Genomic DNA, 26,028 nt, shown 5'->3' on the forward strand with positions numbered 1-26,028 from the left:
CGGTAATCAACTGATGTACCTCTAATGTGTTGAATGCCCCTGGTGTGCGGCCGAGTTGAGGTGGGTGCAGAGGAGGGCCGCATGTGTGTGACACGTAAGTAGCACAGAAGGTTGTGCGGGTGCCGGGCAAGGGGCGCTTCCCGGCCGCGACGGTCCGTATGACGGACGGTCCGTCGCTTGCGTACGTGTTGTATCTATCCTGTGGGCATGAGAACGGCCGTCGAGCACTCCGCGCCCCAGTCCCTCAAACAGCCACCCGCCGCCGACCGCGTGTACACCCACGTCAAGCAGGGTGTGCTCGACCGCCGCTACGAGGGCGGCACCCTGCTCACCGAGGGCGAGCTGGCCGAGGCCGTCGGGGTCTCGCGCACGCCCGTCCGGGAGGCGCTGCTGCGGCTGGAGGTGGAGGGCCTGATCCGCCTGTACCCGAAGAAGGGCGCCCTGGTCCTGCCGGTCTCCGCGCAGGAGATCGCGGACGTGGTGGAGACCCGGCTGCTGGTCGAGGAGCACGCGGCCCGCAAGGCCGTACCCGCCCCGCCGGGCCTGCTGGAGCGGCTGGCCGAGCTGCTGGAGCGGCAGAAGGCGCAGGCCGCCGCCGGTGACCTGGCCGCCGCCGCGGTCACCGACCGCTCCTTCCACGCCGAGATCGTGCGCAGCGGGGGCAACGAGATCCTCTCCCGGCTCTACGACCAGCTGCGCGACCGCCAGTTGCGGATGGGCGTCGCCGTCCTGCACTCCCACCCCGACCGGATCGCCAAGACGCTCGCCGAGCACGAGGAGATCCTGGACGCGCTGCGCTCCGGGGACGCGGAGGCGGCCGTCGGGGTCGTGCACCGGCATGTGAGCTGGTTCTCCCACCTCGCGCGGGGTGAGGTCCGATGAGCGCCACCGTGCGCGAGGCCTCCCTGCCCGGCGATCCCCCGGGCGGCCGCCGGGCGGTCGTCGTCTGGTCCATAGGCGTGGCGGTCTACTTCGTGGCCGTCATCTTCCGTACGTCGCTGGGGGTGGCCGGGCTCGACGCGGCCGACCGCTTCCACGTGGGCGCCTCCGCCCTGTCCACCTTCTCCATACTCCAGCTGCTGGTCTACGCCGGCATGCAGATACCCGTCGGCCTGCTGGTCGACCGGCTCGGCACCAAGAAGGTGCTGAGCATCGGCGCGCTGCTGTTCACCGTCGGACAGCTGGGCTTCGCCTTCTCCCCTTCCTACGGCACCGCGCTCGCCTCCCGGGCGCTGCTGGGCTGCGGCGACGCGATGACCTTCATCAGCGTGCTGCGGCTGGGCACCCGTTGGTTCCCGGCCCGGCGCGGCCCGATGGTCGCGCAGCTCGCCGGGCTGGTCGGCATGGCGGGCAACCTGGTCTCCACCCTGGTGCTGGCCCGGCTGCTGCACGGCATCGGCTGGACCCCGGCGTTCGCGGGCAGCGCGCTGGCGGGCGCGGTCGTCCTGGCGCTGACCCTGCTGTTCCTGAAGGACCACCCCGAAGGCATGGAGCCGGAGCCGTCCCCGCACCGGGGCGCCGCCTACGTCCGCGGGCAGATCGCCGCGGCCTGGCGGGAGCCGGGCACCCGGCTGGGCCTGTGGGTGCACTTCACCACCCAGTTCCCGGCGATGGTGTTCCTGCTGCTGTGGGGCCTGCCGTTCCTCGTCGAGGCGCAGGGGCTCAGCCGCGCCACGGCCGGCGAGCTGCTCACCCTCGTCGTGCTGTCCAACATGGTGATCGGCCTGGTCTACGGCCAGATCGTCGCCCGGCACCACGCGGCGCGGCTGCCGCTGGCGCTGGGCACGGTGGGCGCGACCGCGCTGCTGTGGGCGGCCACCCTGGCCTACCCCGGGCGGCACGCGCCGATGTGGCTGCTGGTCGTGCTGTGCGCGGTGCTCGGCGCGTGCGGGCCGGCGTCCATGCTCGGCTTCGACTTCGCCCGGCCGGCCAATCCGCCCGAGCGGCAGGGCACGGCGTCCGGCATCACCAACATGGGCGGCTTCATCGCCTCCATGACGACGCTGTTCGCGATCGGCGTGCTGCTGGACGCGACCGGGGACGACTACACCGTGGCGTTCGGCTCCGTGTTCGTGCTCCAGGCGCTCGGGGTGAGCCAGATCCTCCGGCTGCGGGGGCGGGCGGCCCGGCGGGAGCGGGAGCGGTTGATCTCCAGCCGCGTAGAGACGGTGCACGTACCCGCGTAGCCCCGCGGCGGGAGCGCGCTTCCCCGTAGCCCGCGTTACGGCGTGACCGCGAAGTTGCGCAGGATGGCCGCCGCCAGCTCCTGGTCGCCCTCCGTCTTCACCCGGTCCGCCACCGCCTCGGGGGAGACCCGGCCGCAGGCCAGGCGGACGTAGGTCTCCCAGTTCAGGGTCAGGGTGGCGGCCGGGCCGAGGGCGGGGACGGCCTCCAGGGTGCCGCGGCCCTGGATGTCGACGCGGACGGTGCGCAGGAACTCGACCGGGCCGTGCACGTCGAAGACGATCGCCGAGCTGCGCGGGGCGCCGGCGTCGTGCGCCACGACCTTGGGCAGCGCCTCCAGCAGCACGTCCCGGGTGACGTACGCGCCCGGCGAGTCCAGGCTGCCGGGGCGGCCGAGGGCGGTGCGCAGGTCCTGCTCGTGCACCCACACGTCGAACGCCCGCATGCGGTAGGACTGCTCCAGGGTGATCTCCTTGCCGAGCGGGCCGCGCACCAGGGTGGCGGGGTCCCGGGACTCGCCCCGGAGCTGGCGGTTGCGGCGGATGACCGTGTACTCCAGCTCGGCCGTCATCTCCGGCGCGGTGTGGTGCCGGCGGACGTCGACCTGCATCTCCATGTAGCGCTGGTGATCGGTGGCGACGTGGAAGAGGTCGCGCGGCAGGGCGTGGATGGGGCGCGGGTCGCCGAGCATCTCGCAGTCCATGCCGATGACGTGCGACACGATGTCGCGCACCGACCAGCCGGGGCACGGGGTCCGCCGGTTCCACTCGCCCTCGACGAGTGACTGCGCCATCTCGGATATCGCTTCGATGGAGTGCGTCCAGGCGTCGGCGTAGGGCTGGAGAGTGGGATGCAGACTCACGGAACGGGACCCCTCGGCGGTCGGTACACGGGCGGGTTGACGGCGGCGTTGCCGGCGGACGGCGGCTGCACTTCGGCGGGTGTCTTGAGACGCTAAGTTACGCTGCGGAAAGGCACCCCGGCAGTGCTTTCGTGTGACGATCGTAGGCCCGTATGGACGACTCCAATCCCAGGACGGTGGTAGTGTGCGCGCCTCGCTGATCCAAGTGGCCGTGGACGAGCGGGAACCGGTCGCCTCCCGGCGGCGGCGTCTGGCCGCGCTGGTGCGTGAGCAGAGCGGCGCCGACCTCGTCGTCCTGCCGGAGCTGTGGACCACCGGTGCCTTCGCCTACGAGGAGTTCGGCCGCGAGGCCGAGCCGCTGGAAGGGCCCACCTACGAGGTGATGGCCAAGGCGGCGAGCGACGCGGGCGTGTGGCTGCACGCGGGCTCCATCCCGGAACGCGACCCCGAAGGCACCCTCTACAACACCTCGCTCGTCTTCTCCCCCTCCGGTGAGCTGGCCGCGGCCTACCGCAAGATCCACCGCTTCGGCTTCGACAAGGGCGAGGCCGTGCTGATGGGCGCGGGCCGGGACCTGGTGACGGTCCGGCTGCCGGACACCACGCTCGGCGTGGCCACCTGCTACGACCTCCGTTTCCCCGAACTGTTCCGCGCACTGGCCGACGCCGGCGCCGAGACGCTGGTGATCCCGGCGGGCTGGCCCGAGCGGCGGCGCGCGCACTGGACGCTGCTGGCCCGGGCGCGGGCGGTGGAGAACCAGGCGTTCGTGCTCGCGTGCGGAACGGCCGGGACGCACGCCGGAGTTCCCCAGGCGGGTCACTCGATCGTGGTGGACCCGTGGGGCGAGGTGCTCGCGGAGGCCGGCCCCGGCGAGGAGGTCCTCACGGTCGACATCGACCCCGCGAAGCCGGCCGCGACCCGCGAGCAGTTCCCGGCCCTCAAGGACCGCGTGCTGGGCCTGGAGCCGCCCCGGCGCCGGGGCTGAGCACCACCCGCCGCAGGGGATCAGTCCTCCTCGCCCTCCTTCTCGGCGAGGTGGATCACGCACACCGCCACCGCGATCAGCAGCGCCGGATCGGCGTCCTCGCGGACGACGTCCACGCCGTAGGTGTCGCGGACGGTCAGCCAGCGACGGGAGATCACCGCCAGGAGTTCGCCGTCGTACTCGACGGCGAACTCGCGGTCCAGGATCTTACCGCTGACGTCCAGCTCGGTGCCGTCCACCAGGGCCACCCGATAGTGGTTGCGCAGCAGGGACAGCCGCTTGCGCCGGATTCGGGCGAGGACCTCGCCGTCCCGTTCGATCACCATGGTGTCGCGCAGCGCGAACATCTTCTGGTGGATGTCGATCAGGACCCGCCCCCCGGCGTCCTTCAGCTCGAAGGTGTCCCGCAGCCGCATGGCCTTGCCGTCGACGAGGTAGACCTTCCGGCCGTGCTCGTCCTCGATCCACCAGTCGTCACCGATGCCGAGGATCCGGTCGCGTACGAGGAATCTCATACGGAGCATGCTTCCCCGGGACCGGGCGATCGTCACAAACCCGTCATACGGCAACCCGTGATCCGGGCGGGGTCCCGTTTCCCGGCGCCCCGCCGAACCGCTTGCGGTACGCCGACGGGCTCAGGCCCGTCTCCCGGCGCAGCCGGGCGCGCAGATTGGCCGCCGTGCCCAGACCGCTGCGCGCCGCCACCACGTCCAGCCGCTCCTCGCCCCGCTCGATCAGCCGGCAGGCCAGCGCCACGCGTTCCCCGGTGAGCCAGGCCAGCGGAGTCGTGCCGAGCCGGCTGCGGAAGCGGCGGTGCAGGGTGGCGGGCGACACGGCCGCGCGGGCGGCGAGATCGGCGACGGTCAGCGGCTCGCCCAGGCGTTCCTGCGCCCAGGCCAGCAGCGGGCCGAGGGAGTCGTCGGGCACCTCGGGCACCGGGCGCTCCACGAACTGGCGTTGCCCGCCGTCGCGGTGGGCGGCGAAGACGAGGCGGCGGGAGACCGCGTTCGCCGTCTCGGCCCCGTGGTCGCGGCGCCAGATGTGCAGCCCGAGGTCGAGCGCCGCGGCGCTGCCCGCCGCGGTGAGGATGTCGCCCTCGTCGACGAACAGCACATCGGGCTCCAGCCGCACCGCGGGATGCAGCTCCCGGAAGGCCCGCGCCCACATCCAGTGGGTGGTGGCCCGGCGGCCGTCCAGCAGTCCGGCCTCGGCGAGCGCGAAGCTGCCGGTGCAGAAGCTGACGACGCGGGCGCCCCGCGCGTGCGCGTGGCGGATCGCGGCCAGGACGTCCGGCCCGCGCGGCACGACGTTGTCCGGGCGGCCGGGCACGATCAGGGTGTCGGCCGTGTCCACGGCTTCCAGGCCGGGCAGCCCGCTCATGGTGAAGAAGCCGTGGTTCATCCGGATCCCGGGACCGGGCGCGCACAGCGTCACCTCGTAGAGCGCACCGTCCAGGCCCAGTTCCGGGCGGGGCAGCCCGAACATCTCGGTGGCGACACCGACCTCAAAGGGGTTGGTGCCCGCGTCCACGAGCACCGCCACCCGGTGCGGGGCTTGAGAGGATTCTTGCGGCATGTGCGATTCCTAGCACTCGTACGGCGGCCCGGCCACCCGCACGATGAGCACATGGCACACACGGAACACACCGCACCGGTCTCCCTCGAGCAGGCCCTCGCCTCCTTCACCGAGCAGTGGAGCCCCCGCATCGTCACCACGGTCAACGACTACGACGTGCGCGTGGCGAAGGTGGAGGGCGAGCACCTCTGGCACGTGCACGAGAACACCGACGAGTTCTTCCTGGTCCTGACCGGGGAGCTGCACATAGGTCTGCGCGAGCCGGCCGGCGAGCGCACGGTGGTGCTGCCCAGGGGCTCGGTGTTCACCGTCCCGCGCGGCACCGAGCACAAGCCGTACGCGCGCGTGCCCACCGAGATCATGCTCTTCGAGCCCACCGGCACCCTCACGGTGGGCGACCGGCACGAGGAGGTGCCGGAGCACGTGGACGCCACCACGGGCCACGCCCTCCGCTGACCGGACGGTGGAATCCACCCGGCGGTGAGGCGGCCGGACGGTGAACTTTCCGCTCTCTCGGGTCAGTTGCCCAACCGAACGGGAGCAGCCCGAGTCGGAAGGTGTGTAAGGCGCACGGCCGCGCACGTCCTCTCGGAGGTTTGCCATGCTCGCTCGCCCCGCCCGCCGCAGGGTGCTCCACGCCGTCCCGGCGACGGCCCTCCTCCTCGGTACGGCGCTCGCCGTACCGCTCACCCTGGCCGGCCCGGCCGGTGCCGCCACGGCGCCGGCCACCGCCGAGGTCAACGGGTACGACTGGCAGCTCACCTACAAGGCCGCCGCCGGCCAGGCCAACAAGGCCACCGTCACCGCCACGCTCACCGCCGACCGCACGGGCATCACCTATCTCATCGACGACGTGGTGCGGATCGAGGCGGGCCACGGCTGCGCCCGCCCCGTCGCCGCGGACCCCACCAAGGTCGCCTGCACGGTCACCGTCGTGGACAGCCAGGACCCTTACGCCGCCCTGGTCATGGACCTCGGCGACCGCAATGACACGGTCGCCTGCAAGAACGCCACCGACCAGATCTTCTCCTACGCCCAGATCTCGCTGGGCGCCGGCAACGACAAGGCGACCGGCTCCGGCCGCCTCGACGGCGCCTACGTCTCGGGCGACGCGGGCGACGACACCCTCACGGTCGGCAAGGAGGGCCTGGCCTGGGGCGGTGACGGCAACGACACGATCACCGCGGCCGGTGGCGGCAACATCGCGCAGGGCGGCAAGGGCGACGACACGCTGCACGGCGGTGCCGGGTCCCAGTCGCTGGCCGGAGACGACGGCAGGGACACGATCACCGGCGGGGCCGGCGCCGACGAGCTGTACGGCGGCAAGGGCGACGACGTCCTGTACGGCAACGGCGGCGACGACAAGCTCTGGGGCAACAGCGGGAACGACCGGCTCTACGGCGGCCCGGGCCGCGACACCCTCTCCGGCGGCCCCGGCAGGAACGTGGTCCGCCAGGACTGAGGGCACCGGGAAGTTATCCACAGCCGGGTCGGGCCGGGAGGGTTGTCCACAGGCGCCGAAACGTCCGTCGGCACGAGGTGGCACCCTGGATCCATGACCGACTCCGCACCCCGACGCGCCCGAGTACGTGCCCCCGAGCTGATCGGCAAGGGCGGCTGGCTGAACACGGGAGGCCAGCAGTACACCCTCGCCGACCTGCGCGGACGCATAGTCGTCCTGGACTTCTGGACCTTCTGCTGCATCAACTGCCTGCACGTCCTGGACGAGCTGCGCGAGCTGGAGGAGAAGCACCGGGACACACTCGTGGTGATCGGGGTGCACTCGCCGAAGTTCGTGCACGAGGCCGAGCACCAGGCGGTCATGGACGCCGTCGAGCGCTACGGCGTGGCGCACCCGGTCCTGGACGACCCCGAGCTGGCCACCTGGAAGCAGTACGCGGTGCGCGCCTGGCCCACCCTCGTGGTGATCGACCCCGAGGGCTACGTCGTCGCCCAGCACGCCGGGGAGGGCCACGCGCACGCCATCGAGCGGCTGGTCGAGGAGCTGGAGGCCGAGCACGAGACGAAGGGCACCCTGCGCCGCGGCGACGGCCCGTACGTGCCGCCGGAGCCCGAGCCGACGACGCTGCGCTTCCCCGGCAAGGCGCTGCTGCTGCCGTCGGGGAACTTCCTGGTCAGCGACACCACCCGGCACCAGCTGGTGGAGCTGGCCGAGGACGCCGAGACGGCTCTGCGGCGGCTCGGCACCGGCACGCGCGGCTTCGCCGACGGCGGCCCGGACCAGGCGTCCTTCAACGAGCCGCAGGGCCTCGCCCTGCTGGACGACGGCTCGGTGGTGGTCGCCGACACGGTGAACCACGCCCTGCGCCGCCTGGACCTCGCCACCGGCGAGGTGACCACCCTGGCGGGCACCGGCAGGCAGTGGTGGCAGGGCTCGGCCACCTCCGGCCCGGCCCGCGAGGTGGACCTCTCCTCCCCGTGGGACGTGGCGGTCTTCGGCGGCAAGGTGTGGATCGCGATGGCGGGCGTCCATCAGCTGTGGACCTACGACCCGGCCGACGGGACGGTGGCCGTGGCGGCCGGCACCACCAACGAGGGCCTGGTGGACGGCCCCGGTGCCGAGGCATGGTTCGCCCAGCCCTCCGGCCTCGCCGCCACCGCCGACCGGCTGTGGCTCGCCGACTCCGAGACGAGCGCCCTGCGCTGGGTGGACACCGACGGACATGTGCACACCGCCGTGGGCACCGGGCTGTTCGACTTCGGCCACCGGGACGGCGCCGCCGGCCAGGCGCTCTTCCAGCACCCGCTGGGCGTCACCGCGCTGCCGGACGGCTCGGTCGCCGTCGCCGACACCTACAACCACGCCCTGCGCCGCTACGACCCGGCCACCGGCGAGGTCACCACGCTCGCCACCGATCTGCGCGAGCCCAGCGACGCCGTCCTCGCCGGCGAGGACATCGTGGTGGTGGAGTCGGCCCGGCACCGGCTGACCCGGCTGCGGCTGCCGGAGGAGGCGGTGCGGGTGGAGTCGGTCGCCCACCGCACCCGGCGGGCGGCCACCGAGGTCGCCCCCGGCCGCCTCCGCCTGGACGTGATCTTCCAGGCCCCGGCCGGCCAGAAGCTCGACACCCGCTACGGCCCCTCGACCCGGCTGCTGGTCTCCGCCACCCCGCCCGAGCTGCTGCTCAAGGGCGAAGGAGCGGACACGGACCTGTCCCGCGAGCTGGAGCTGAACCCCGCCGTGCCCGAGGGCGTCCTGCACGTCTCCGCGATGGCCGCCAGCTGCGACGACGACCCGGCCAACGAGTACCCCGCCTGCCATGTGCACCAGCAGGACTGGGGCGTCCCGCTGCGTCTCACAGCGGGCGGGACGGACCGTCTGCCGCTCGTCCTGGCGGGCATGGACGAGCAGTAGACGGACGGCGCGTCAGACGCCGTAGCCGTCCGAGTAGCCGTCGACGCGGTGGTGGCGGTGGGGCTCCTCCTCCACCACCGGTGTCGTCGGCGGGACGACCACGCGGCGGCGGCGGGCTATGCCGCTGAACGTCGCGACGCCGATCAGGCCGACGGCCATCAGGATCAGGCCGACGACGGTGACGTTGACGCCCTTCATGTGCCAGTCGGTCGCGAACGTCAGAATGGCCCCCACGCCGATGAGGATGATGCATCCGCCGAGACCCATGAGACCTCGCCTCCCCTTCCGGTTCCGGAATCTCCGGTGTCGTCCGGGTACCCGGCGGGGTCGCGGCTAGGCCCCGCCGCCGAATCCGGGGCGCACGGCGGGAGTTCGAGGGCGGGCCCTAGCCCTCCAGGAAGGCCGTCAGGGCGTTCGCGAGGAGGAACGGGTCGTCCGCGCCGCACAGTTCGCGCACGCTGTGCATGGACAGGATCGCCACGCCGATGTCGACCGTGCGGATGCCGTGCCGGGCCGCGGTGATCGGGCCGATGGTGGTGCCGCACGGCATGGAGTTGTTCGACACGAAGCTCTGGAAGGGCACGCCCGCCTTCTCGCAGGCTGCGGCGAACACCGCGCGGCCCGAACCGTCGGTCGCGTAGCGGTTGTTGACGTTGACCTTGAGGATCGGGCCGCCGTTGACCCGCGGGTGGTGCGTCGGGTCGTGCCGCTCGGCGTAGTTGGGGTGCACGGCGTGACCGGTGTCGGAGGACAGGCAGACCGAGGCGGCGAAGGCGCGGGCCCGGTCCTCGAACGTCCCGCCGCGGGCGAGCACCGAGCGCTCCAGGACGGAGCCGAGCAGCGGGCCGTCCGCGCCGGTGTCCGACTGGGATCCGTTCTCCTCGTGGTCGAAGGCGGCCAGCACCGGGATGCGGGTGAGCGGGGCACCGGAGGCCGCGACGGCGGTGAGGGCGGCGGCACCGGCGTGCACGGACAGCAGGTTGTCCATGCGCGGGCCGGCGACCAGCTCGCGGTCCCGGCCGAGGTAGGCCGGCGGCTCCACGGGATGGGTCATCAGGTCCCAGCCGGTCACCGAGCCCGCGGTCAGCCCGGCCTCCTGCTCCAGGAAGGCGATGAGGTCGCCGTCGCGCACCTGGTCGCCGAGGCCCCACACCGGCTGGAGGTGCCGCTGCTTGTCGAGCTTGAGTCCCTCGGAGCCGACCGAGCGGTCCAGGTGGATGGCGAGCTGCGGCACCCGCAGCAGCGGCCGGTCCACGTTGACCAGGACGAAGGAGCCGTCGCGCAGGGTCAGCCGGCCGGCCAGGCCGAGGTCCCGGTCCAGCCAGGAGTTGAGCAGCGGACCGCCGTAGATCTCCACGGCGACCTGGCGCCAGCCGTGCGCCCCGCTGTCCGGGCGCGGCTTGACCCTGAGGCTCGGGGAGTCGGTGTGCGCGCCGATGATGTGGAAGGGGGTGTGCGCCTCGGCGCCCTCGGGCACGTACCAGGCCACGATCGCGCCGCCGCGCAGCACGTACTTGCCGCCGTGCGTCCCGTCCCAGGCGTCCGTCTCCGCCACCTGCCGGAAGCCCGCCTTCTCCAGCCGCTCGGCGGTGTTCGCAACGGCGTGGTACGGCGACGGGCTCGCCGCCAGGAAGGACATCAGGTCGTCGGTGTGGCCGCGGTCGAAGGTGAGAGGGGCGCGCGCAGCGCTCGCTGAAGGGGCGGCGGCGGGTGACGGGCGGGATGGTGCGCTCATGGGATTCACCTTAACGACGTGCACGGGCCCGCTCCCGGAAAGAGAGCGGGCCCGCGCGAGGAATCGACGGGGACGTCCGGAACGTCGGAAAACCGGACGCCCGGAACGCCCGGACCTAGAAGGCGGCCTCGTCCAGCTCCATCAGATCCAGCTCCACGTTGCCGGCGACCTTGCGGGCGAGGGTGACGCCCGGCAGGACGTTCGCCGCGAAGAACTTCGCCGCGGCGATCTTGCCGGTGTAGAAGGCCTGGTCCTTGGCCGAGGCGGTGGCCAGCTTCTCGGCGGCGACCGCGGCGCCCTTGAGGAGGAGGTAGCCGACGACCACGTCACCGGAGGCCATGAGCAGGCGGGTGGTGTTCAGGCCGACCTTGTAGATGTTCTTGGTGTCCTGCTCGGTGGCGGCCAGGTCGGTCAGCATCACGCCGACGATCGCCTCCAGCTCTACGGCCGCCTTGGCGAGCTGCTCGCGGGCGCCGGCCAGCTCCTCGCCGCCGGTGCCGAGCGCCAGGAACTTCTTGATGTCCTCGGCGAGGGAGTTCAGCGCGGCGCCCTGGTTGCGGACGATCTTCCGGAAGAAGAAGTCCTGGCCCTGGATCGCCGTGGTGCCCTCGTACAGGGTGTCGATCTTGGAGTCCCGGATGTACTGCTCGATCGGGTACTCCTGGAGGAAGCCGGAGCCGCCGAAGGTCTGCAGCGACTGGGCCAGCTGCTCGTAGCCCTTCTCGGAGCCGTAGCCCTTGACGATCGGCAGCAGCAGGTCGTTCAGCGCGTGCTCGGCGGAGGCGTCCTCGCCGTTCGCCTCCTTGATCTGGATGGCGTCCTGGACCGAGGCGGTGTACAGCACCAGGGCGCGCATGCCCTCCGCGTACGCCTTCTGCGTCATCAGCGAGCGGCGCACGTCGGGGTGGTGGGTGATGGTGACCTTGGGCGCGGTCTTGTCCATGAAGTTCGCCAGGTCCGGGCCCTGCACGCGCTCCTTGGCGTACTCCAGCGCGTTCAGGTAGCCGGTGGAGAGCGTGGAGATCGCCTTCGTGCCGACCATCATGCGGGCGAACTCGATGATGCGGAACATCTGGCGGATGCCGTCGTGCTTGTCGCCGATCAGCCAGCCCTTGGCGGGGTGCTTGTCGCCGAAGGTCATCTCGCACGTGTTGGAGGCCTTCAGGCCCATCTTGTGCTCGACGTTGGTGGCGTAGACGCCGTTGCGCTCGCCCAGCTCGCCGGTCTCGAAGTCGAACAGGTACTTCGGCACGAGGAAGAGGGACAGGCCCTTGGTGCCGGGGCCGGCGCCCTCGGGACGCGCGAGCACGTAGTGGAGGATGTTCTCCGACATGTCGTGCTCACCGGAGGTGATGAAGCGCTTCACGCCCTCGATGTGCCAGGAGCCGTCCTCCTGCTGGATCGCCTTGGTGCGGCCGGCGCCCACGTCGGAGCCCGCGTCGGGCTCGGTGAGGACCATGGTGGAGCCCCACTGCTTCTCGGTGGCGATCTTCGCGATGTGCTTCTGGACCTCGTTGCCCTCCTCGAAGAGGATGCCGGCGAACGCGGGGCCCGAGGAGTACATCCACACGGCCGGGTTGGCGCCCAGGATCAGCTCGGCGTAGGCCCAGATCAGGGAGCGCGGCGAGGTGGTGCCGCCGATCTCCTCGGGCAGGCCGAGCCGCCAGTACTCGGAGTCCATGAAGGCCTGGTAGCTCTTCTTGAAGGACGCCGGGACCGGCGCGGTGTTGGTCTCCGGGTCGAAGACCGGCGGGTTGCGGTCGGCGTCGGTGAAGGACTCGGCCAGCTCGTTCTCCGAGAGGCGGGTCATCTCCTCCAGGATGCTCTTGGCGGTGTCGACGTCCATCTCCTCGAACGGGCCGGTGCCGTACACCTTGTCGCGCCCGAGTACTTCGAAGAGGTTGAACTCGATGTCGCGCAGATTCGACTTGTAGTGCCCCATGGCGACGGCTCCGTAGAGGGATCGGCGAGGCACTGACTCCTCGCACCTAGTTCACGTACCAACAAGTAGCTACGATGATGCTACCCGCCGGTAATAAGACGCAACCCCGAGCCGGGCATCTGTGACGCGTCTCAAGTGCCGTGGCGGGCGCCTTGTACATGCCAGGTGCATGCCCCTTCCGGGCGCCCCGCGAACACTTCCGCGCGCTCCGGCCATCCGGGTGAATCGGCGCCTCCGGCCCACGGGTGCCGCGTAACAAGATCCCTACGGTGGGCCCCGTACAGCCCGCGCTGGTCCTTCCACTACGACCCGGCGACCGTCGGCTTCTTCGACGTGGCCATCGAGGTCTGCGACGCCACCCTCCCCTACGTCGAGGACCACCTGGACGAGGCGGGCGGCGCCTTCCTGCCCGGCGCCTACTGGTGCCCCTGGTCCTCGAAGCTGACGCGCGAGGTTCCGGCGCCGTAACCCGTCCGGGTGAAGGGCCGGCTCGGTACGCTTCTCCCCATGTACGGCTACGACCAGAACGTGGGCGCTCAGCAGCAGTACGCCCCGCCGCAGCAGCAGATGCCGGGCGGTGTCGGCGGGTACGGCCAGCAGCCGCCGCTCTATCCGGAGCCGTCCCCGCCCTCGCTCGCGGACGCGGTGCGCGCCTTCACCACCGGGCAGATGGCCGCCGAGGACTTCCAGCAGATCTTCGCCACCTCCAAGGTGTACTGCCCGCGCGGCGACACCCCGGGCTTCCTCGCCCTGCACAACACCCAGCAGCCGGTGATCCCGATGTTCACCTCGCTGAAGGAGCTGCGCCGGTACGCGGGCAAGGAGTCCAAGTACTTCGTCATCACCGGCGCCGAGGTGATCGACCTGCTGCCCACCGGCTACGGCTTCGTCCTGGACATGGAGGGCGAGCACCGGATCGTGTTCGACGCCAAGGCGGTCGAGCAGATGGTCGACTTCGCGATGCGGCGCATGTACGGCGGCGGCTGAGCGGGCACCCGTGAACGCGGGCCCGGAGGGAATTCCCTCCGGGCCTCTTCTGTTGTCGGTGGCGAGAAGTTCAACGCTCAACTAAAGTGGGCGTACCAAGGAGGTACCCGCCATGCCCGCAGTGACCGTCGAGAACCCGTTGACGCTGCCCCGTGTGACCGCTCCCGCCGATGCCGTGGCACGTCCCGTGCTCGCCGTCACGACCGCCCCGAGCGGTTTCGAGGGCGAGGGATTCCCGGTGCGCCGGGCGTTCGCGGGGATCAACTACCGCCACCTCGACCCGTTCATCATGATGGACCAGATGGGGGAGGTGGAGTACGCGCCGGGCGAGCCCAAGGGCACCCCCTGGCACCCGCACCGCGGCTTCGAGACCGTCACCTACATCATCGACGGCGTCTTCGACCACCAGGACTCGCACGGCGGCGGGGGCACCATCACCAACGGCGACACCCAGTGGATGACGGCCGGCTCGGGCCTGCTGCACATCGAGGCCCCGCCGGAGTCCCTGGTGGTGTCCGGCGGCCTCTTCCACGGCCTCCAGCTGTGGGTGAACCTCCCCGCCAAGGACAAGATGATGGCGCCGCGCTACCAGGACATCCGCGGCGGCACCGTCCAGTTGCTGACCACGCCCGACGGTGGCGCGCTGCTGCGCGTGATCGCCGGCGAGCTGGACGGGCACGCCGGGCCCGGCATCACGCACACGCCGATCACGATGGTCCACGCGACGGTGGCGCCGGGTGCGGAGGTCACGTTGCCGTGGCGGGAGGACTTCAACGGGCTGGCGTACGTCCTCGCGGGCCGCGGCAGCGTGGGCAGGGAGCGCCGGCCGGTCCATCTCGGTCAGACGGCGGTCTTCGGCGCCGGAGGCTCGCTGACCGTGCGCGCGGACGAGCGACAGGACTCGCACACCCCGGACCTGGAGGTCGTCCTCCTCGGCGGCCGCCCGATCCGTGAGCCGATGGCCCACTACGGCCCGTTCGTCATGAACACCCGCGAGGAGCTCCAGCAGGCGTTCGAGGACTTCCAGAAGGGCCGCCTGGGGACCGTTCCGGCCGTGCACGGGATGACGGAGCGCGGAATGTAGGGTCCGCCGGGACCCCGTGGGGGCGAGTCGGCGCGGAATCCACGGGTGCGTGGGCTTCGCGCCGGCCGTCTTCCCCTCCCCTGGTGACGGGCGCCCGCGGCGGGGTGCCGATGGCGGGGAAATAGCTGGTCATACCCGGCTTTTCGGGCCGTGGGCGGAGTACGGTGAAGACACCGGGAGTTCTCCGCGCACCGGCTCAGCCGCGGGTGCCGTTTCCGGTGATCGACAGCGCCGGGCCGCACCACGGGCCCGGGGACGGGTCCGCACCATGACCGTGACCATGGACCGTACGACAGCCGGCGGGCGCACGGCCGCGCCACCGGCCCGGCTGTCCCTGACGCCCGCGCCGGGCGGCCTGGACGGCGTGTGGTGGCCCCGTTCTCGGGACCTCACCCGTGAACTGCCGTTCTTGACGGCCGCGTTGGGCGCTCTCTGGGGTTGCCGTGTCACTGATGTCACCGTGAACCCTGCCCACTGGCCCGTCCTCCCGCACCGGGTGTCGGACTCCGGGCGCACCGTGCGGGTGAGCTGGTCCACCGAGGAGCAGGATCCGCACCGGCTCACTCTCTTCTCCGCCGACGGCCGCCGGGACCTGCTGGTGATCCCGCCGGAAACCGGTGCGGACGCCGCCGCCCGGCTGATGGCCGGCGACGGCATCGATGCCCGGGCCCAGGAGAGCCCCGCCGACAGGGCCGATGCCCGTGGGAGCGAGGAGGCGTGGGACACCGAGGGCGGAGCGGGTCCGCCGCCGTCCCGGCCCGCGCCCATCGGCCCGCCGGGGCTCCGGTGGAGCAGCGACGGAGGTGAAGGGACATGACGGTCATCGTCGTAGCCGTGCTGCTCGTGCTGATCGCCGTGGGAGCCGTTCTGATCCACCGGCTCAATGCCCAGCACGACGAGCGGATCGCCGGCTTCCACTACAGCGACGCCCTGCCGGGGATCGGCCGCCGGCCACGGAGGCACCGCCGGCCGGCGGTGGACCCGGCCGTTCCGCCGGGCCCCACCGCGACGGCGCCCGCGGAGGACGGCGACTCCGGCCCGGACGAGAGGGACGGAGGGAGCACATGATGGCCATGCTGCGCGAGCGGAAGGGGTACCGCGAGAAGATCATGCGGGCTCTGTACCAAGCCGCCGAGGACAATCGCCTCCTGGGTGTCGAGGGGGCGAAGCTCCGCGACGACCTCGGTATCCCCGCACCGGATCTGGCCGCCGCCTGCTCGTACCTGGCGGGCGAAGGCTGGGTCGTCGTCGACTGGGGGAGGGACAACACCCCGGAGATGATCACGCTGACACACCGGGGGATCCGGCGGATGGAGACGGACGAGGAAAGCGCCGCTTCCCCGGAAGGACGGGCGACACCATGACCGGCCCCGGCACCCCTGGCGCTCCCCGGCCGCTGCCGGACGCCGTCCACACGGCGATGCGTCCCGGCACGGCCTTGCTGCGGCTGGAGACGACCCACGCACGCGAGGGGATCCTGGACGGTGCCTGGTGGCCGCGGTCCCGGGACATCGGTGCCGAACTGCCCCCGCTGATCAGCGCGCTGACCGAGTACCTGGGACCCGTCACCCGCGTCGGTCTGGACAGCGGTGCCTGGGACGGACTGCCGGCACGGCTGACGGTGGACGGCCGGGTCGTGCACCTCGACTCCTTCCCGGTCGGCGACGGCACCGTCCTCGTCACCCGAGGCGACCAGGACCACTTCTCCCTGCTGGTGGTCCCGCCGGGCACGGCGCCCGACGCCGCGCGCGCCGCGATGGCCAGGGCCGTCCGGGCCGACAACACCTCCGGGGCGGAACAGATCCTCATCGACACCGCCGGCGTCGACCGCCCGGTCCCCCGGCCGTCGGCCCGGCGCGCGCCGGGCCCGGCCGCGGAAACCCGCAGGGACGTCGCCCCCGGTCACCAGTAGTGGCGTCGACCGGCGACGGCGTGCCCCATCGCGCCGAGGATCCACAGGATGACTCCCACGACCGCCAGGATGATCCCGATGGTCCACAGGATGGATATCCCGGTGAGGAAGCCGATGACGAGCAGGATGATGCCCAGGACGATCATGATCTCTCCCTAGGGGAGTAGTGCCGGTTCAGGGGAGCAGTGCCGGTTCCCCCGCGTGCCGCGGACGACCACGGGGGCGCTGAAGTCGAACGGGGACGGTCGGCCTCCTTTCTCTTCCTCCCTTTCCTTCCTTCCTACTCCGCGCGGTGGGGCTTGTGGCGGGTGACGTGGAGACGGACCTCGGTGGGCAGGTCAGGCAGGCCGGTGGACCGGCGAGCGGTGCGGAGCGGGCCTTCGCAGAGGGCACCGAGGGTGGCGCCCGGCGCGGCCTCGGGGGTGAGGGTGAGCCCGACGCGGGTGTGGTGGCGGGTGGGGCGGCCGGTGATGCGTACGGTCGCGTGGTCGACCCCCGGGAGGGCCCCGGCCTCGGTCTCGATCGCGTCGCTGAGCGCGCGGTCGCGCAGTTCGACACCCTCCTGCGGAGGTGTGCCGCCGACGGGCAGTGAGCCGGGGTGGTGCCGGCGCAGTTGGGCGAGCAGCCACCACAGGGCGAGCAGGGCGACGAGGGCGAGTGCGGCGATGACCGCGGGCCACCACCACCAGCCCTGGCCGCTCCAGCGGGTCCGGTCGGCGGAGCCGAGCAGGACGTCGGCCGGGGCGGTCAGGGGCCAGCCGTCGGGCGGGACCAGCTCGCGCCGCCGGTAGAGGTCCAGTCCGGCGAAGAGGATCAGCAGTCCGCCGCCGAGCAGAACCAGTCCGGCGAGGCCCAGCAGACTGCGGTTGAGTGTGGATCGCGGCGTCATGGCGGGCTCCGGTGCTGCGAGGTCGGTCAGTCGGTGTGTCGCCGCGTGCGTACGGCGACGCGGGGATGACGGGCGAGGGCCAGCCGGTCGCACTCCTCGTCGAGGGCGGCGACGAGGTCCTCCTTCACCTGCCGGGGGTCACGGAAGCGGACGTGCACGCGCGCTTTGACGCGGTGGCGGCGTACCCGGACGTGCGCCGCGCCGACTCCGGGGACCCGCGTCGCGGCGTCGCGCAGCAGGGCGGCGGCCCCGTCCCGGTCCAGGGAGGCCCGCAACCGGGGGCAGTCCGCGGGGCGGCGCAGGGGCAGCCAGCGGCGTAGACCGGGGGTGAGGGCCAAGATGATCAGCCAGACGCCGACGGCGGCGGCCACGGCGGCGCCCGTGAGCATCCACACGTCGTCCACGGAGCGGGTGGCCAGCGCGTCGGTCAGCCGCCGTCGCCACTCCGCCGCCGGGCGTCCGGCCCGTACGGCGATGACGTCGGCCAGTGCCGCGACCGCCGCGACGAGGATCACCGCGGCGACCAGCGCGGCCGGGACGCGGCGCGCGGACCACGGCCGGCGGGTTCGGTGCCCGCTGTCGCGCTCGCCGGCCGGCACGTCGCGTTCCGGCGGACCGGGCTCCTTCGTCAGCGGCACCGTGGCACGCCGCGCGGAGCCGCGGCCGGGAGGACCGGGGTCGGGTGTCATCGGGATGCCCCTTCCCACGTGGCGTGCCCGGTGGCCGACACCGCCGTGCGGCCGGTCACCGGACCCGCCCCCGGCCCGCTTCGGCGGCGGTCACCAGCCGCCGGACGGTGAGGGTGACCTCTCCCACCCGCAAACCGGTCAGCTGGGCCACCCGTTCGGCGACGTCCCGCCGGATCCGCTCACAGACATGGGGGATGTCGGTGGGATAGGGCAGATCCAGGGCCAGATGCAGGCGCACCGATCCGGTACGGACGGCGGCGGTGGCGCTGGGTGACGTCGGCCCGCCCCGGTCCGGCGGTACGGCGGCGCGCCGGGACTGGGCCGTGCGCGCGGCCTGGGTCGCGATACGGGCGACCACCCGGTCCGGGATGACGGTGGCGCCCCGCTCGGCCGGGGGCGGCAGACCGGCGCCCGCCGGCGGACCCGGCGCCTTGCCGGGGGATCCGGGCCGGCTCTTCACCGCTGCCTCCGCGACCGGAGGTCGAGGTCGCCCTGCACGGCGAGACCGACCACCAGCCCCACCGCCCCCAGGACCAGCACCAGCAGGAATGCCCAGAAGCCACCGAAGTATCCGGCGAAGCCCAGGGCCATGCCGGCCACGAGGCCCGTTGTCGCTGCGTTCATCGTGTACTCACCTCACGCGGCCTTCGTCCGGTTCGGCCTCTTCCTCGTCGTCGGGCAGGTGGACGTCGTCCACGGCGACGTTCACCTCGACGACCTCCAGGCCCGTCATCCGCTCCACGGCGCCGATGACATTGGTGCGGACGCCGCCGGCGACGTCGACGATGGAGACGCCGTACTCGACGACGACGTCCAGGTCCACCGCGGCCTGACGCTCGCCGACCTCGACCTTCACTCCTCGCGTGACGGCTCCGCCGCCGCCTCCGGGAACGCGTTCCCGCATGGCGCCGAAGGCGCGGGCCATCCCCGCTCCCAGGCTGTAGATGCCCGGCACCTCGCGGGCGGCCATGCCCGCGATCTTGGCCACCACGCCGTCCGCGATGGTGGTCTTCCCCCGTGTCTCGGCCGGAGCCCCGGCCCCGGTACGCCCCTTGAGCGCGCTCACGCCCGCGTCGGGCCTGCCGCCCCCGCCGACGCTGGTGATGTTCTCCGTCATGGCGGTCGCCTCGATCGGTCGCTCGGTCGGACACCGGTGCGGCGCCCCTCGCAAAGTTGGACACATCGGGCGGCGCATCTCTCACGCGAGTGGAGTGTGATGTGCATCACATATCACTTCTGGGTACACGGACGGTCCCGAGTCTCGTGCGGGGGCGTCATGTTCGAACGCACTGTCCCAACACCGCCGGAACCCGGCCTCCCGGGGCGCGACCTGCCGGACGGGTTGCTGGCCGCACGGGCGGCCGAGGGGGACGAGGACTCCTTCGCCGTGCTCGTCCAGCGGCACGGCCGACCCCTCCTGGCCCTGGCCCGCTGCATGCTCGGCGACCCGCAGGACGCCGAGGAGGCGGTCCAGGACGCCTTCGTCAGCGCCTGGCGGCGACTTCCCGAATACCGCCACGGCGCGGAGTTCCGCACCTGGATGCACCGGATCACCGTCAACCGCTGCCTGACCATGCGCCGTCACCGGCCGCCACCCCTGCCGCTGGACGCCGTCGCCGAGCGCGCGGCGAAAGACGCCTGGAGCCAGCCCGCCCGGTCCGCCGAGCAGGACGCGGCCACCGCCGCCCTGTCGCGCGCGCTCGACGGTCTGGACGCCGGGCAGCGGATCTGCTGGATCCTGCGGGAGGTGCAGGGCCTGTCCTACAAGGAGATCTCCCATGTGACCCGGAGCAGCGAACAGACGGTGCGCGGCAGACTGTTCAGGGCACGCCGGTCCCTCCAGGAGGCGATGAGCCCATGGCGCTAGACGGCCCGCGGACGCGGCCTTCCGAACCGCCCGCCGCCGACGGTCCTCCGTTCGAGGGCGACCAGGTGCTCTCCTGCGGCCGGCTGCTCAGCCGGGCCTGGGAACAGGCCCGGGACGCGGTGCCGGCCGCCGACCCGCACGCCCTCTCCTGCCCACACTGCCGCGAGGCCGCCGAGGGACTGGCCGCGGTGAGCGCGGCCGCCCGGGCACTGCGCGCTGAGACCGCACCCGGCCTCCTCGCGCTCGCCGCACGCGTCATGGACATCGTCAGGGCGGAGGTACGGCGCGGACGGCTGCTGCCCCTGTCCGGCCCCGGCCGGAAACCGCGCATCGCGGAGAGCGCCGCGGCGAAGGTGCTCCGGCGGGCCGCCGACACGGTCCCCGGTGCCTGGGCCGCGACCTGCCGGCTCGTCCCCGTGGGCGCAGGCACCGGCGTGCGGGTGACCATGACGCTGGCCGCCGCTCTCGACCAGCCGCTGCCCGAGCGGGTCCGCCAGGTACGCCGAACGGTCCTCCACTCGGCCGGACAGGACCTGGGCATGGCGGTCACGGCCGTCGACATCGCCGTGGTCGACGTCCTGGAGCCGGAGCCGGAGCCGGAGCCGGAGCCGTTCCGCCGTCCCGGCCTCCCGGACGGCCGCGGTACGTGACGACCGCCGTCCGCACGACCGGACTCCTCGGCGGCCGGCCGGTCCGGGAGCCGAGGGCCTGCGGGTCCGGACCGGCGCGCCTCACCCGTCCGGACCCGCGCGGCGGGACGGCGGGCCGCGCGCGTGATCGGCTGGGACCGTGCTACCGCTGCCCGAATCCGTGCGCCGGCTGGCCGCCTGGTGTGCCGTGCTGCTGCTCGTCGCCGGGGTGGGCTGGGTCGGCGTACGGCTGTGCGGTGAGCTGCGCACGGCCGTCACGCCGGTGCTGCTCGCCCTGCTCGGCACCGCGCTGCTCGGACCGCTGTACCGGTGGCTGGTGCGGGCGGGGGTACAGGCGTCGCTGGCGGCCGGGCTCACCTGTGCCGCCGTCGTGGCCGTCGTCGGCGGCGCCGTGTACATCGTCGTCGCCGCGCTCGTCGACAGCGGCGCGGAGATCCTCGCCTCGCTGCGGGACGCCGCCCAGGGGGTCGCCCGGCACTTCGGGGCCGCGGGGACCGGGCTGGACGATCTCGCCGCCAAGGTGCCCGAGCTGCTGCGCAGGTTCGGCGGGACGGCCGCGTCCAACGTCGTCAGCGGGGTCGGCCTGGTCGCCGAGAGCATCGCCATGGCCGTCCTCGCGCTGCTGCTCGTCTTCTTCTTCCTGCGCGACTCCCACCGCGCCCTCGCGGCCCTGCGCACCCTCGCGCCCGGCGACAGCGCCGACGTCCTGGAGGCCATCGCCCGGCGGGCCTTCGCCGCGGTGGAGGGGTTCATGCGCGGCACGACCCTCATCGCGCTCATCGACGCCCTGTGCATCACCGTCGGCCTGCTGGTCCTCCGGGTGCCCGGCGCGCTCGGACTCGGCGCGCTCGTCTTCGTCGGCGCCTACATCCCCTACCTCGGCGCCTTCCTCTCCGGCGCGGTGTCCGTGCTGGTCGCCCTCGCCGACCGGGGCCTCGTGATCGCGCTGTGGGTGCTCGGGGTGGTGCTCGCGGTGCAGGTGCTGGAGGGGCATGTGCTGCAACCGGTGATCCAGAGCCGGACCGTGCGGATGCACCCGGCCGCGGTGCTGGTGGCGCTCACCGCGGGTGCCTCCGTCGCGGGCATCCTCGGCATGCTCCTCGCGGTACCGGTGACCGCGGCGGCCCTCGGGGTCTGGGCGGAACTGCGGGAGCGCCGCGAGGAACCGCCGGCCGCCCGCTAGCGCCGCCTACGGGACGTACGACTCCGGCGGGGTTCCCGGCGTGCCCGCCCCCGTCCGTTCCCTCAGTTCGAACCAGATGCTCTTGCCCTCGCCCCGGGGGGCCACCCCCCACGCGTCCGCGAGGAGTTCGATCAGCATCAGGCCGCGGCCGGAGGAGGCCAGTTCGCCGGGGCGGCGCTTGTGGGGCAGGTCGTCGCCGGTGTCGAAGACCTCCACCCGCAGCCGCCGTCCGCCCTCCCCGCACAGGACCTCGGCGAGCAGCAGCGCGTCGGCGTCGGTGTGCACCAGCACGTTGGTGACCATCTCGGAGACCAGCAGCACCGCCGAGTCCACCTGGTCGGGCGAGGCCCAGTCGTGCAGCAGCTCGCGCAGGTGCTGGCGGGCCTCGGCGATCCGGTCCGGCTCGTCCTGGGCCACCGACAGCAGGGTGCGCCGCACCGGGGGCCCCGCCGTGGCGGTGCCGTCGCGCCCGCGGGCCGCGGCGGGCCGGCACAGCAGCACCAGCGCGATGTCGTCCTCGCGGCGGTCGGCCAGCGGTCCGGTGGTGTGGTGCGAGGACGGCCCGTGCACCGCCTGCACCAGCGCGTCGGCCAGCGCCTCCAGGTCCTCCTGGCGGTACTCGCCCGCCCGGTGGTCCTCCAGCAGTACCCGCAGCCTGCGCCAGCCGCTCTCCAGGTCGTGCCCGCCGGTCTCGATCAGGCCGTCGGTGCACAGCATCAGCGTCTCGTCGGGTTCCAGGGTGAACCGGGTCGTCGGGTAGTCGGCGTCCGGGTCGACGCCCAGCGGCAGCCCGCCCGCCGTCGGCCGCATCATCACCGTGCCGTCCGCCATCCGGATCACCGGGTCCGGGTGGCCGGCCCGGGCGACCTCCAGCAGGCCGGTCGCCGGGTCGGCCTCCACATACAGGCAGGTCGCGAACCGCGGGTCGGCCAGGGCGTCCGGCCCGGAGCCGTCGGTGATCCCGTGCAGGAAGCGGGAGGCGCGGGAGAGCACGGCGTCCGGGCGGTGTCCCTCGGCGGCGTAGGCGCGCAGCGCGATCCGCAGCTGGCCCATGATCCCGGCGGCGCGCACATCGTGGCCCTGGACGTCCCCGATGACCAGCGCGAACCGGCCGGAGGGCAGCGGGATCACGTCGTACCAGTCGCCGCCGACCTGGAGTCCGCCGCCGGTCGGGATGTACCGGGCGGCGATCCGCAGCCCCGGGACCTCAGGGCCCAGCGACGGCAGCATGGAGCGTTGCAGGCCCTCCGTCAGCTCCCGCTCCGACTCGGCGGCGCCGGCCCGGGACAGCGCCTGGGCGAGCATCCGGGCGACCGTGGTCAGCACCGCGCGTTCGTCGGGGGTGAACGCCACCGGGTAGGTGAACGCGGCCATCCACGCGCCCCTCGTGCGTCCGGCGGCCGTCAGCGGCAGGAACGCCCACGAGTGGCGGCCGAAGCGCCGGGCGAGCGGCCAGGTGGCCGGGTAGCGCTCCCGGTACTCCTCCGGGGAGGACAGGTACACGGCCCGCCCGGTGCGGACCACCTCGGCGGCCGGGTAGTCGGTGTCCAGTGGCATGTGGGAGAAGGGGTTCATGTCGCCGGGATGGTGTCCGTGCTGCCCGGTGATCGTCAGCCGGTCGCCCTCCACGCCGTAGACCACGAGCCCGTCCGGGGAGAAACCCGGCATCGACAGGCCCCCCGCCACCCGCAGCACCTCGGCCGTGGACCGCGCCTCCGCCAGTGCCCGGCCCGCGTCCAGCAGGAACGCCTCCCGGGAGCGCCGCCAGTCGCCGGTGACCGCGTTGCGGGCGGCGGCCGTGCCCGGGGCGGGCTCGGTCACCTCCTGGAGGGTGCCGATCAGTTCGTAGGTGTGCCGCTCGGGGTCGAAGGCCGGCTTGGAGCGGCTGCGGACGACCCGCAGGACGTGGCCGCCGGCGTCCACGACGCGGATGCGGACCTCGGCGAGGGTGCCCTCGGCGGCGGCCAGCCGCACCACCCCGGCGACCTCGTTCCAGTCGACGGGGTGCAGCCGGGCCCGGGTCTGGGCCTCGGTGAGGGTGACCGGCCGCGCGGGCAGCCCGAGCAGCCGCGCCGCCTCCGCGTCCAGGGTGACCCGCCCGGCGGCCGTGTCCCAGTGCCACAGCCCGGTCGCGAGGGCGGCGAGGACCTCCCCGACGGACGGCAGGGGCTCGCCTGTGCGCATTGCCCCACTTTATGGAGAGGTGACCGACAGGTGCCACCTAGGCGGGCGGACGGGAATCACGGGGAGCCGTTCTTGGGGTGCCCGGTACCCTTGGGATGGCCTAGGCCGTACCCGCCTGGCGACACCCGATCCGCACAGACTGGATGAACGACGATGCATCGGTACAGGTCCCACACCTGCGGCCAGCTCCGCGCCTCTGACGTCGGCACCGACGTCCGGCTGAGTGGCTGGCTGCACAATCGGCGCGACCTGGGCGGCATCCTCTTCATCGATCTGCGCGACCACTACGGCATCACGCAGCTGGTCGCCCGCCCCGGCACCCCCGCGTACGAGGCCCTGGACACGATCTCCAAGGAGTCCACGGTCCGCGTCGACGGCCGCGTTGTCTCACGTGGAACCGAGAACGTGAACCCCGACCTGCCCACCGGTGAGATCGAGGTCGAGGTCGCCGAGGTCGAGCTGCTCGGCGCGGCCCAGCCGCTGCCCTTCACGATCAACACCGAGGACGGGGTCAACGAGGAGCGGCGCCTGGAGTACCGCTTCCTGGACCTGCGCCGCGAGCGCATGCACCGCAACATCATGCTGCGCACGGCGGTCATCGGCGCCATCCGTCAGAAGATGACGGCGCTCGGCTTCAACGAGATGGCCACCCCCATCCTGACGGCGACCTCCCCCGAGGGTGCCCGTGACTTCGTGGTCCCCTCCCGGCTGCACCCGGGCCGGTTCTACGCCCTGCCGCAGGCCCCGCAGCAGTTCAAGCAGCTGCTGATGATCTCCGGCTTCGACCGCTACTTCCAGATCGCGCCCTGCTTCCGCGACGAGGACGCCCGCGCCGACCGCTCGCCGGGCGAGTTCTACCAGCTCGACGTCGAGATGAGCTTCGTCGAGCAGGAGGACGTCTTCCAGCCCATCGAGCAGCTCATGACCGAGCTGTTCGAGGAGTTCGGCGGCGGCCGCCACGTCACCTCCCCGTTCCCGCGGATCCCGTTCCGCGAGGCGATGCTCAAGTACGGCTCCGACAAGCCGGACCTGCGCGCCAAGCTGGAGCTGGTGGACATCACCGACGTCTTCGAGGGCTCGGAGTTCAAGGCGTTCGCCGGCAAGCACGTGCGCGCCCTGCCCGTGCCGGCCGTCCAGGACCAGCCGCGCAAGTTCTTCGACCAGCTCGGCGACTTCGCCGTGTCGCTGGGTGCCAAGGGCCTGGCCTGGGTCCGCGTCGGCGAGGACGGCACGCTGTCCGGCCCGATCGCGAAGTTCCTCACCGAGGAGAACGTCGCCGAGCTGACCAAGCGCCTGTCGCTGGCCCCCGGCCACGCCGTCTTCTTCGGCGCGGGCGAGTTCGACGAGGTCTCCAAGATCATGGGCGCGGTCCGCGTTGAGGCCGCCAAGCGCGCCGGCCACTTCGAGGAGAACGTCTTCCGGTTCTGCTGGATCGTCGACTTCCCGATGTTCGAGAAGGACGAGGACACCGGGAAGATCGACTTCTCGCACAACCCGTTCTCGATGCCGCAGGGCGGCATGGAGGCGCTGGAGACGCAGGACCCGCTGGACATCCTGGCCTGGCAGTACGACATCGTCTGCAACGGTGTGGAGCTGTCCTCCGGCGCGATCCGGAACCACGAGCCGGACATCATGCTGAAGGCGTTTGAGATCGCGGGCTACGACCGCGAGACCACCGAGCGCGAGTTCGCGGGCATGCTCCGCGCGTTCCGCTTCGGCGCCCCGCCGCACGGCGGCATCGCCCCGGGCGTGGACCGTATCGTCATGCTCCTCGCGGACGAGCCCAACATCCGCGAGACGATCGCCTTCCCGCTCAACGGCAACGCCCAGGACCTGATGATGGGCGCTCCGACCGAGCTGGAGGAGTCCCGCCTGCGCGAGCTGCACCTGGACATCCGCAAGCCGCAGCCGAAGTAGGGCAAGG

30 protein-coding genes are annotated in these 26,028 nt (G+C 72.6%); 17 read left to right on the forward strand and 13 right to left on the reverse strand.

All coding sequences use genetic code 11. From position 1 onward, the window contains the following. Window positions 1–207: 207 nt before the first annotated feature. Window positions 208–882: a GntR family transcriptional regulator gene (locus IH25_RS0115640; RefSeq protein ID WP_030609461.1), complete on the forward strand. Its 675-nt coding sequence runs from the start codon at window positions 208–210 to the stop codon at window positions 880–882. Further along, window positions 879–2,186: an MFS transporter gene (locus IH25_RS0115645; protein WP_030609463.1), complete on the forward strand. Its 1,308-nt coding sequence runs from the start codon at window positions 879–881 to the stop codon at window positions 2,184–2,186. The genes IH25_RS0115640 and IH25_RS0115645 overlap by 4 nt, the downstream gene beginning before the upstream one ends. 35 nt (window positions 2,187–2,221) lie before the next feature. On the opposite strand, the gene IH25_RS0115650 is transcribed toward IH25_RS0115645, so the two are convergent. Then, a complete protein-coding gene (locus tag IH25_RS0115650) occupies window positions 2,222–3,046 on the reverse strand; it encodes a maleylpyruvate isomerase family mycothiol-dependent enzyme (protein ID WP_030609465.1) in 825 nt (274 codons plus the stop codon). 184 nt (window positions 3,047–3,230) lie between these two features. Between IH25_RS0115650 and IH25_RS0115655 the strand changes: the two genes are divergently transcribed. After that, window positions 3,231–4,031: a carbon-nitrogen family hydrolase gene (locus tag IH25_RS0115655; RefSeq protein ID WP_030609466.1), complete on the forward strand. Its 801-nt coding sequence runs from the start codon at window positions 3,231–3,233 to the stop codon at window positions 4,029–4,031. Between the two features lie 20 nt (window positions 4,032–4,051). Here the strand turns inward: IH25_RS0115655 and IH25_RS0115660 are convergent, their stop codons facing one another. Both IH25_RS0115660 and IH25_RS0115665 read right to left on the reverse strand, forming a co-directional pair. Continuing rightward, window positions 4,052–4,546: an LURP-one-related/scramblase family protein gene (locus tag IH25_RS0115660; RefSeq protein ID WP_030609468.1), complete on the reverse strand. Its 495-nt coding sequence runs from the start codon at window positions 4,544–4,546 to the stop codon at window positions 4,052–4,054. 43 nt (window positions 4,547–4,589) lie between these two features. Next, the gene (locus tag IH25_RS0115665; protein ID WP_051753943.1) at window positions 4,590–5,606 is read right to left on the reverse strand and encodes a helix-turn-helix domain-containing protein; all 1,017 of its coding nucleotides are present in this window, start codon (window positions 5,604–5,606) and stop codon (window positions 4,590–4,592) included. A gap of 51 nt (window positions 5,607–5,657) precedes the next feature. Here IH25_RS0115665 and IH25_RS0115670 point away from each other — a divergent pair, with 51 nt between their 5' ends. The 3 genes from IH25_RS0115670 to IH25_RS0115680 all read left to right on the forward strand — a co-directional run bounded on the left by IH25_RS0115670 (window position 5,658) and on the right by IH25_RS0115680 (window position 8,982). Continuing rightward, window positions 5,658–6,062 carry a cupin domain-containing protein gene (locus IH25_RS0115670; protein ID WP_030609475.1) on the forward strand — a complete coding sequence of 135 codons (405 nt, stop codon included), beginning with the start codon at window positions 5,658–5,660 and terminating at the stop codon, window positions 6,060–6,062. A 145-nt stretch (window positions 6,063–6,207) separates the two neighbouring features. Next, window positions 6,208–7,068 carry a calcium-binding protein gene (locus IH25_RS0115675; protein ID WP_030609477.1) on the forward strand — a complete coding sequence of 287 codons (861 nt, stop codon included), beginning with the start codon at window positions 6,208–6,210 and terminating at the stop codon, window positions 7,066–7,068. A 93-nt stretch (window positions 7,069–7,161) separates the two neighbouring features. After that, window positions 7,162–8,982 carry a thioredoxin-like domain-containing protein gene (locus tag IH25_RS0115680; protein WP_030609481.1) on the forward strand — a complete coding sequence of 607 codons (1,821 nt, stop codon included), beginning with the start codon at window positions 7,162–7,164 and terminating at the stop codon, window positions 8,980–8,982. A 12-nt stretch (window positions 8,983–8,994) separates the two neighbouring features. Here IH25_RS0115680 and IH25_RS0115685 read toward each other — a convergent pair whose 3' ends face one another. The 3 genes from IH25_RS0115685 to IH25_RS0115695 form a co-directional block, all read right to left on the reverse strand. Next, window positions 8,995–9,249 carry a hypothetical protein gene (locus tag IH25_RS0115685; RefSeq protein ID WP_030609484.1) on the reverse strand — a complete coding sequence of 85 codons (255 nt, stop codon included), beginning with the start codon at window positions 9,247–9,249 and terminating at the stop codon, window positions 8,995–8,997. 118 nt (window positions 9,250–9,367) lie between these two features. Further along, entirely contained in the window at window positions 9,368–10,717 is a 1,350-nt protein-coding gene (locus IH25_RS0115690) for a M18 family aminopeptidase (RefSeq protein ID WP_078844264.1), read from the reverse strand. A gap of 115 nt (window positions 10,718–10,832) precedes the next feature. Continuing rightward, on the reverse strand, window positions 10,833–12,659 hold the full coding sequence (locus IH25_RS0115695; protein ID WP_030609490.1) for an acyl-CoA dehydrogenase: 1,827 nt from the start codon (window positions 12,657–12,659) through the stop codon (window positions 10,833–10,835). Between the two features lie 165 nt (window positions 12,660–12,824). Between IH25_RS0115695 and IH25_RS0115700 the strand changes: the two genes are divergently transcribed. From IH25_RS0115700 to IH25_RS0115730, 7 genes are all read left to right on the forward strand, one after another. Continuing rightward, entirely contained in the window at window positions 12,825–13,127 is a 303-nt protein-coding gene (locus IH25_RS0115700) for a BP74-related protein (protein ID WP_078844265.1), read from the forward strand. 39 nt (window positions 13,128–13,166) lie between these two features. Then, a complete protein-coding gene (locus IH25_RS0115705; protein ID WP_030609496.1) occupies window positions 13,167–13,646 on the forward strand; it encodes an SseB family protein in 480 nt (159 codons plus the stop codon). A 112-nt stretch (window positions 13,647–13,758) separates the two neighbouring features. Continuing rightward, complete coding sequence (locus tag IH25_RS0115710) at window positions 13,759–14,730, forward strand: pirin family protein (RefSeq protein WP_030609499.1); 972 nt, start codon at window positions 13,759–13,761, stop codon at window positions 14,728–14,730. 280 nt (window positions 14,731–15,010) lie between these two features. Then, window positions 15,011–15,547: a DUF5994 family protein gene (locus IH25_RS0115715; protein WP_342447359.1), complete on the forward strand. Its 537-nt coding sequence runs from the start codon at window positions 15,011–15,013 to the stop codon at window positions 15,545–15,547. Continuing rightward, window positions 15,544–15,798, forward strand: coding sequence for a hypothetical protein (locus IH25_RS37555; RefSeq protein ID WP_037655006.1), 255 nt, complete (start codon window positions 15,544–15,546; stop codon window positions 15,796–15,798). Before IH25_RS0115715 ends, IH25_RS37555 begins: the two co-directional genes overlap by 4 nt. Next, window positions 15,795–16,094, forward strand: coding sequence for a hypothetical protein (locus tag IH25_RS0115725; protein ID WP_387878431.1), 300 nt, complete (start codon window positions 15,795–15,797; stop codon window positions 16,092–16,094). Before IH25_RS37555 ends, IH25_RS0115725 begins: the two co-directional genes overlap by 4 nt. Then, entirely contained in the window at window positions 16,091–16,642 is a 552-nt protein-coding gene (locus IH25_RS0115730) for a DUF5994 family protein (RefSeq protein ID WP_051753945.1), read from the forward strand. Before IH25_RS0115725 ends, IH25_RS0115730 begins: the two co-directional genes overlap by 4 nt. Here the strand turns inward: IH25_RS0115730 and IH25_RS41640 are convergent. The 6 genes from IH25_RS41640 to IH25_RS0115760 form a co-directional block, all read right to left on the reverse strand. Further along, window positions 16,633–16,788: a DUF6131 family protein gene (locus IH25_RS41640; RefSeq protein WP_167345733.1), complete on the reverse strand. Its 156-nt coding sequence runs from the start codon at window positions 16,786–16,788 to the stop codon at window positions 16,633–16,635. The two genes, IH25_RS0115730 and IH25_RS41640, sit on opposite strands and share 10 nt — an antisense overlap. 134 nt (window positions 16,789–16,922) lie before the next feature. Next, window positions 16,923–17,531, reverse strand: coding sequence for a hypothetical protein (locus IH25_RS0115740; protein WP_030609513.1), 609 nt, complete (start codon window positions 17,529–17,531; stop codon window positions 16,923–16,925). A 26-nt stretch (window positions 17,532–17,557) separates the two neighbouring features. Next, entirely contained in the window at window positions 17,558–18,220 is a 663-nt protein-coding gene (locus tag IH25_RS0115745) for a DUF6286 domain-containing protein (protein WP_063755151.1), read from the reverse strand. A 55-nt stretch (window positions 18,221–18,275) separates the two neighbouring features. Then, window positions 18,276–18,680, reverse strand: a complete 405-nt coding sequence (locus IH25_RS0115750; RefSeq protein WP_030609519.1) for an Asp23/Gls24 family envelope stress response protein — start codon at window positions 18,678–18,680, stop codon at window positions 18,276–18,278. Further along, complete coding sequence (locus IH25_RS41645) at window positions 18,677–18,844, reverse strand: hypothetical protein (protein ID WP_030609522.1); 168 nt, start codon at window positions 18,842–18,844, stop codon at window positions 18,677–18,679. The genes IH25_RS0115750 and IH25_RS41645 overlap by 4 nt, the downstream gene beginning before the upstream one ends. Before the next feature lie 7 nt (window positions 18,845–18,851). Then, window positions 18,852–19,337 carry an Asp23/Gls24 family envelope stress response protein gene (locus IH25_RS0115760; protein ID WP_030609525.1) on the reverse strand — a complete coding sequence of 162 codons (486 nt, stop codon included), beginning with the start codon at window positions 19,335–19,337 and terminating at the stop codon, window positions 18,852–18,854. A gap of 159 nt (window positions 19,338–19,496) precedes the next feature. Here IH25_RS0115760 and IH25_RS0115765 point away from each other — a divergent pair, with 159 nt between their 5' ends. The 3 genes from IH25_RS0115765 (at window position 19,497) to IH25_RS0115775 (ending at window position 21,920) form a co-directional block, all read left to right on the forward strand. After that, a complete protein-coding gene (locus tag IH25_RS0115765) occupies window positions 19,497–20,087 on the forward strand; it encodes an RNA polymerase sigma factor (RefSeq protein ID WP_051753946.1) in 591 nt (196 codons plus the stop codon). Next, on the forward strand, window positions 20,078–20,737 hold the full coding sequence (locus IH25_RS0115770; protein ID WP_051753947.1) for a hypothetical protein: 660 nt from the start codon (window positions 20,078–20,080) through the stop codon (window positions 20,735–20,737). Before IH25_RS0115765 ends, IH25_RS0115770 begins: the two co-directional genes overlap by 10 nt. 139 nt (window positions 20,738–20,876) lie before the next feature. Further along, complete coding sequence (locus tag IH25_RS0115775; RefSeq protein WP_030609532.1) at window positions 20,877–21,920, forward strand: AI-2E family transporter; 1,044 nt, start codon at window positions 20,877–20,879, stop codon at window positions 21,918–21,920. A 6-nt stretch (window positions 21,921–21,926) separates the two neighbouring features. On the opposite strand, the gene IH25_RS0115780 is transcribed toward IH25_RS0115775, so the two are convergent. Further along, window positions 21,927–24,104 (reverse strand): SpoIIE family protein phosphatase, encoded by a 2,178-nt coding sequence (locus IH25_RS0115780; protein WP_030609533.1) that lies wholly within the window; start codon window positions 24,102–24,104, stop codon window positions 21,927–21,929. Between the two features lie 153 nt (window positions 24,105–24,257). Between IH25_RS0115780 and aspS the strand changes: the two genes are divergently transcribed. Next, entirely contained in the window at window positions 24,258–26,021 is a 1,764-nt protein-coding gene (gene aspS, locus IH25_RS0115785; protein ID WP_030609535.1) for an aspartate--tRNA ligase, read from the forward strand. Window positions 26,022–26,028 lie beyond the last annotated feature (7 nt).

The sequence above is a fragment of the Streptomyces achromogenes subsp. achromogenes genome (genome assembly GCF_000720835.1).
Lineage (GTDB): Bacteria > Actinomycetota > Actinomycetes > Streptomycetales > Streptomycetaceae > Streptomyces > Streptomyces achromogenes.

Coding starts and splice junctions, on each gene's coding strand:
- IH25_RS0115690 (WP_078844264.1), bottom strand. CDS start 10,717: ATGAGCGCACCATCCCGCCCGTCACCCGCCGCCGCCCCTTCAGCGAGC.
- IH25_RS0115665 (WP_051753943.1), bottom strand. CDS start 5,606: ATGCCGCAAGAATCCTCTCAAGCCCCGCACCGGGTGGCGGTGCTCGTG.
- IH25_RS41645 (WP_030609522.1), bottom strand. CDS start 18,844: ATGAACGCAGCGACAACGGGCCTCGTGGCCGGCATGGCCCTGGGCTTC.
- IH25_RS0115695 (WP_030609490.1), bottom strand. CDS start 12,659: ATGGGGCACTACAAGTCGAATCTGCGCGACATCGAGTTCAACCTCTTC.
- IH25_RS0115760 (WP_030609525.1), bottom strand. CDS start 19,337: ATGACGGAGAACATCACCAGCGTCGGCGGGGGCGGCAGGCCCGACGCG.
- IH25_RS0115660 (WP_030609468.1), bottom strand. CDS start 4,546: ATGAGATTCCTCGTACGCGACCGGATCCTCGGCATCGGTGACGACTGG.
- IH25_RS0115765 (WP_051753946.1), top strand. CDS start 19,497: ATGTTCGAACGCACTGTCCCAACACCGCCGGAACCCGGCCTCCCGGGG.
- IH25_RS0115715 (WP_342447359.1), top strand. CDS start 15,011: ATGGACCGTACGACAGCCGGCGGGCGCACGGCCGCGCCACCGGCCCGG.
- IH25_RS0115670 (WP_030609475.1), top strand. CDS start 5,658: ATGGCACACACGGAACACACCGCACCGGTCTCCCTCGAGCAGGCCCTC.
- IH25_RS0115730 (WP_051753945.1), top strand. CDS start 16,091: ATGACCGGCCCCGGCACCCCTGGCGCTCCCCGGCCGCTGCCGGACGCC.
- IH25_RS0115640 (WP_030609461.1), top strand. CDS start 208: ATGAGAACGGCCGTCGAGCACTCCGCGCCCCAGTCCCTCAAACAGCCA.
- IH25_RS0115780 (WP_030609533.1), bottom strand. CDS start 24,104: ATGCGCACAGGCGAGCCCCTGCCGTCCGTCGGGGAGGTCCTCGCCGCC.
- IH25_RS0115745 (WP_063755151.1), bottom strand. CDS start 18,220: ATGACACCCGACCCCGGTCCTCCCGGCCGCGGCTCCGCGCGGCGTGCC.
- IH25_RS0115645 (WP_030609463.1), top strand. CDS start 879: ATGAGCGCCACCGTGCGCGAGGCCTCCCTGCCCGGCGATCCCCCGGGC.
- aspS (WP_030609535.1), top strand. CDS start 24,258: ATGCATCGGTACAGGTCCCACACCTGCGGCCAGCTCCGCGCCTCTGAC.
- IH25_RS41640 (WP_167345733.1), bottom strand. CDS start 16,788: ATGATCGTCCTGGGCATCATCCTGCTCGTCATCGGCTTCCTCACCGGG.
- IH25_RS0115685 (WP_030609484.1), bottom strand. CDS start 9,249: ATGGGTCTCGGCGGATGCATCATCCTCATCGGCGTGGGGGCCATTCTG.
- IH25_RS0115725 (WP_387878431.1), top strand. CDS start 15,795: ATGATGGCCATGCTGCGCGAGCGGAAGGGGTACCGCGAGAAGATCATG.
- IH25_RS0115740 (WP_030609513.1), bottom strand. CDS start 17,531: ATGACGCCGCGATCCACACTCAACCGCAGTCTGCTGGGCCTCGCCGGA.
- IH25_RS0115770 (WP_051753947.1), top strand. CDS start 20,078: ATGGCGCTAGACGGCCCGCGGACGCGGCCTTCCGAACCGCCCGCCGCC.
- IH25_RS37555 (WP_037655006.1), top strand. CDS start 15,544: ATGACGGTCATCGTCGTAGCCGTGCTGCTCGTGCTGATCGCCGTGGGA.
- IH25_RS0115705 (WP_030609496.1), top strand. CDS start 13,167: ATGTACGGCTACGACCAGAACGTGGGCGCTCAGCAGCAGTACGCCCCG.
- IH25_RS0115680 (WP_030609481.1), top strand. CDS start 7,162: ATGACCGACTCCGCACCCCGACGCGCCCGAGTACGTGCCCCCGAGCTG.
- IH25_RS0115710 (WP_030609499.1), top strand. CDS start 13,759: ATGCCCGCAGTGACCGTCGAGAACCCGTTGACGCTGCCCCGTGTGACC.
- IH25_RS0115675 (WP_030609477.1), top strand. CDS start 6,208: ATGCTCGCTCGCCCCGCCCGCCGCAGGGTGCTCCACGCCGTCCCGGCG.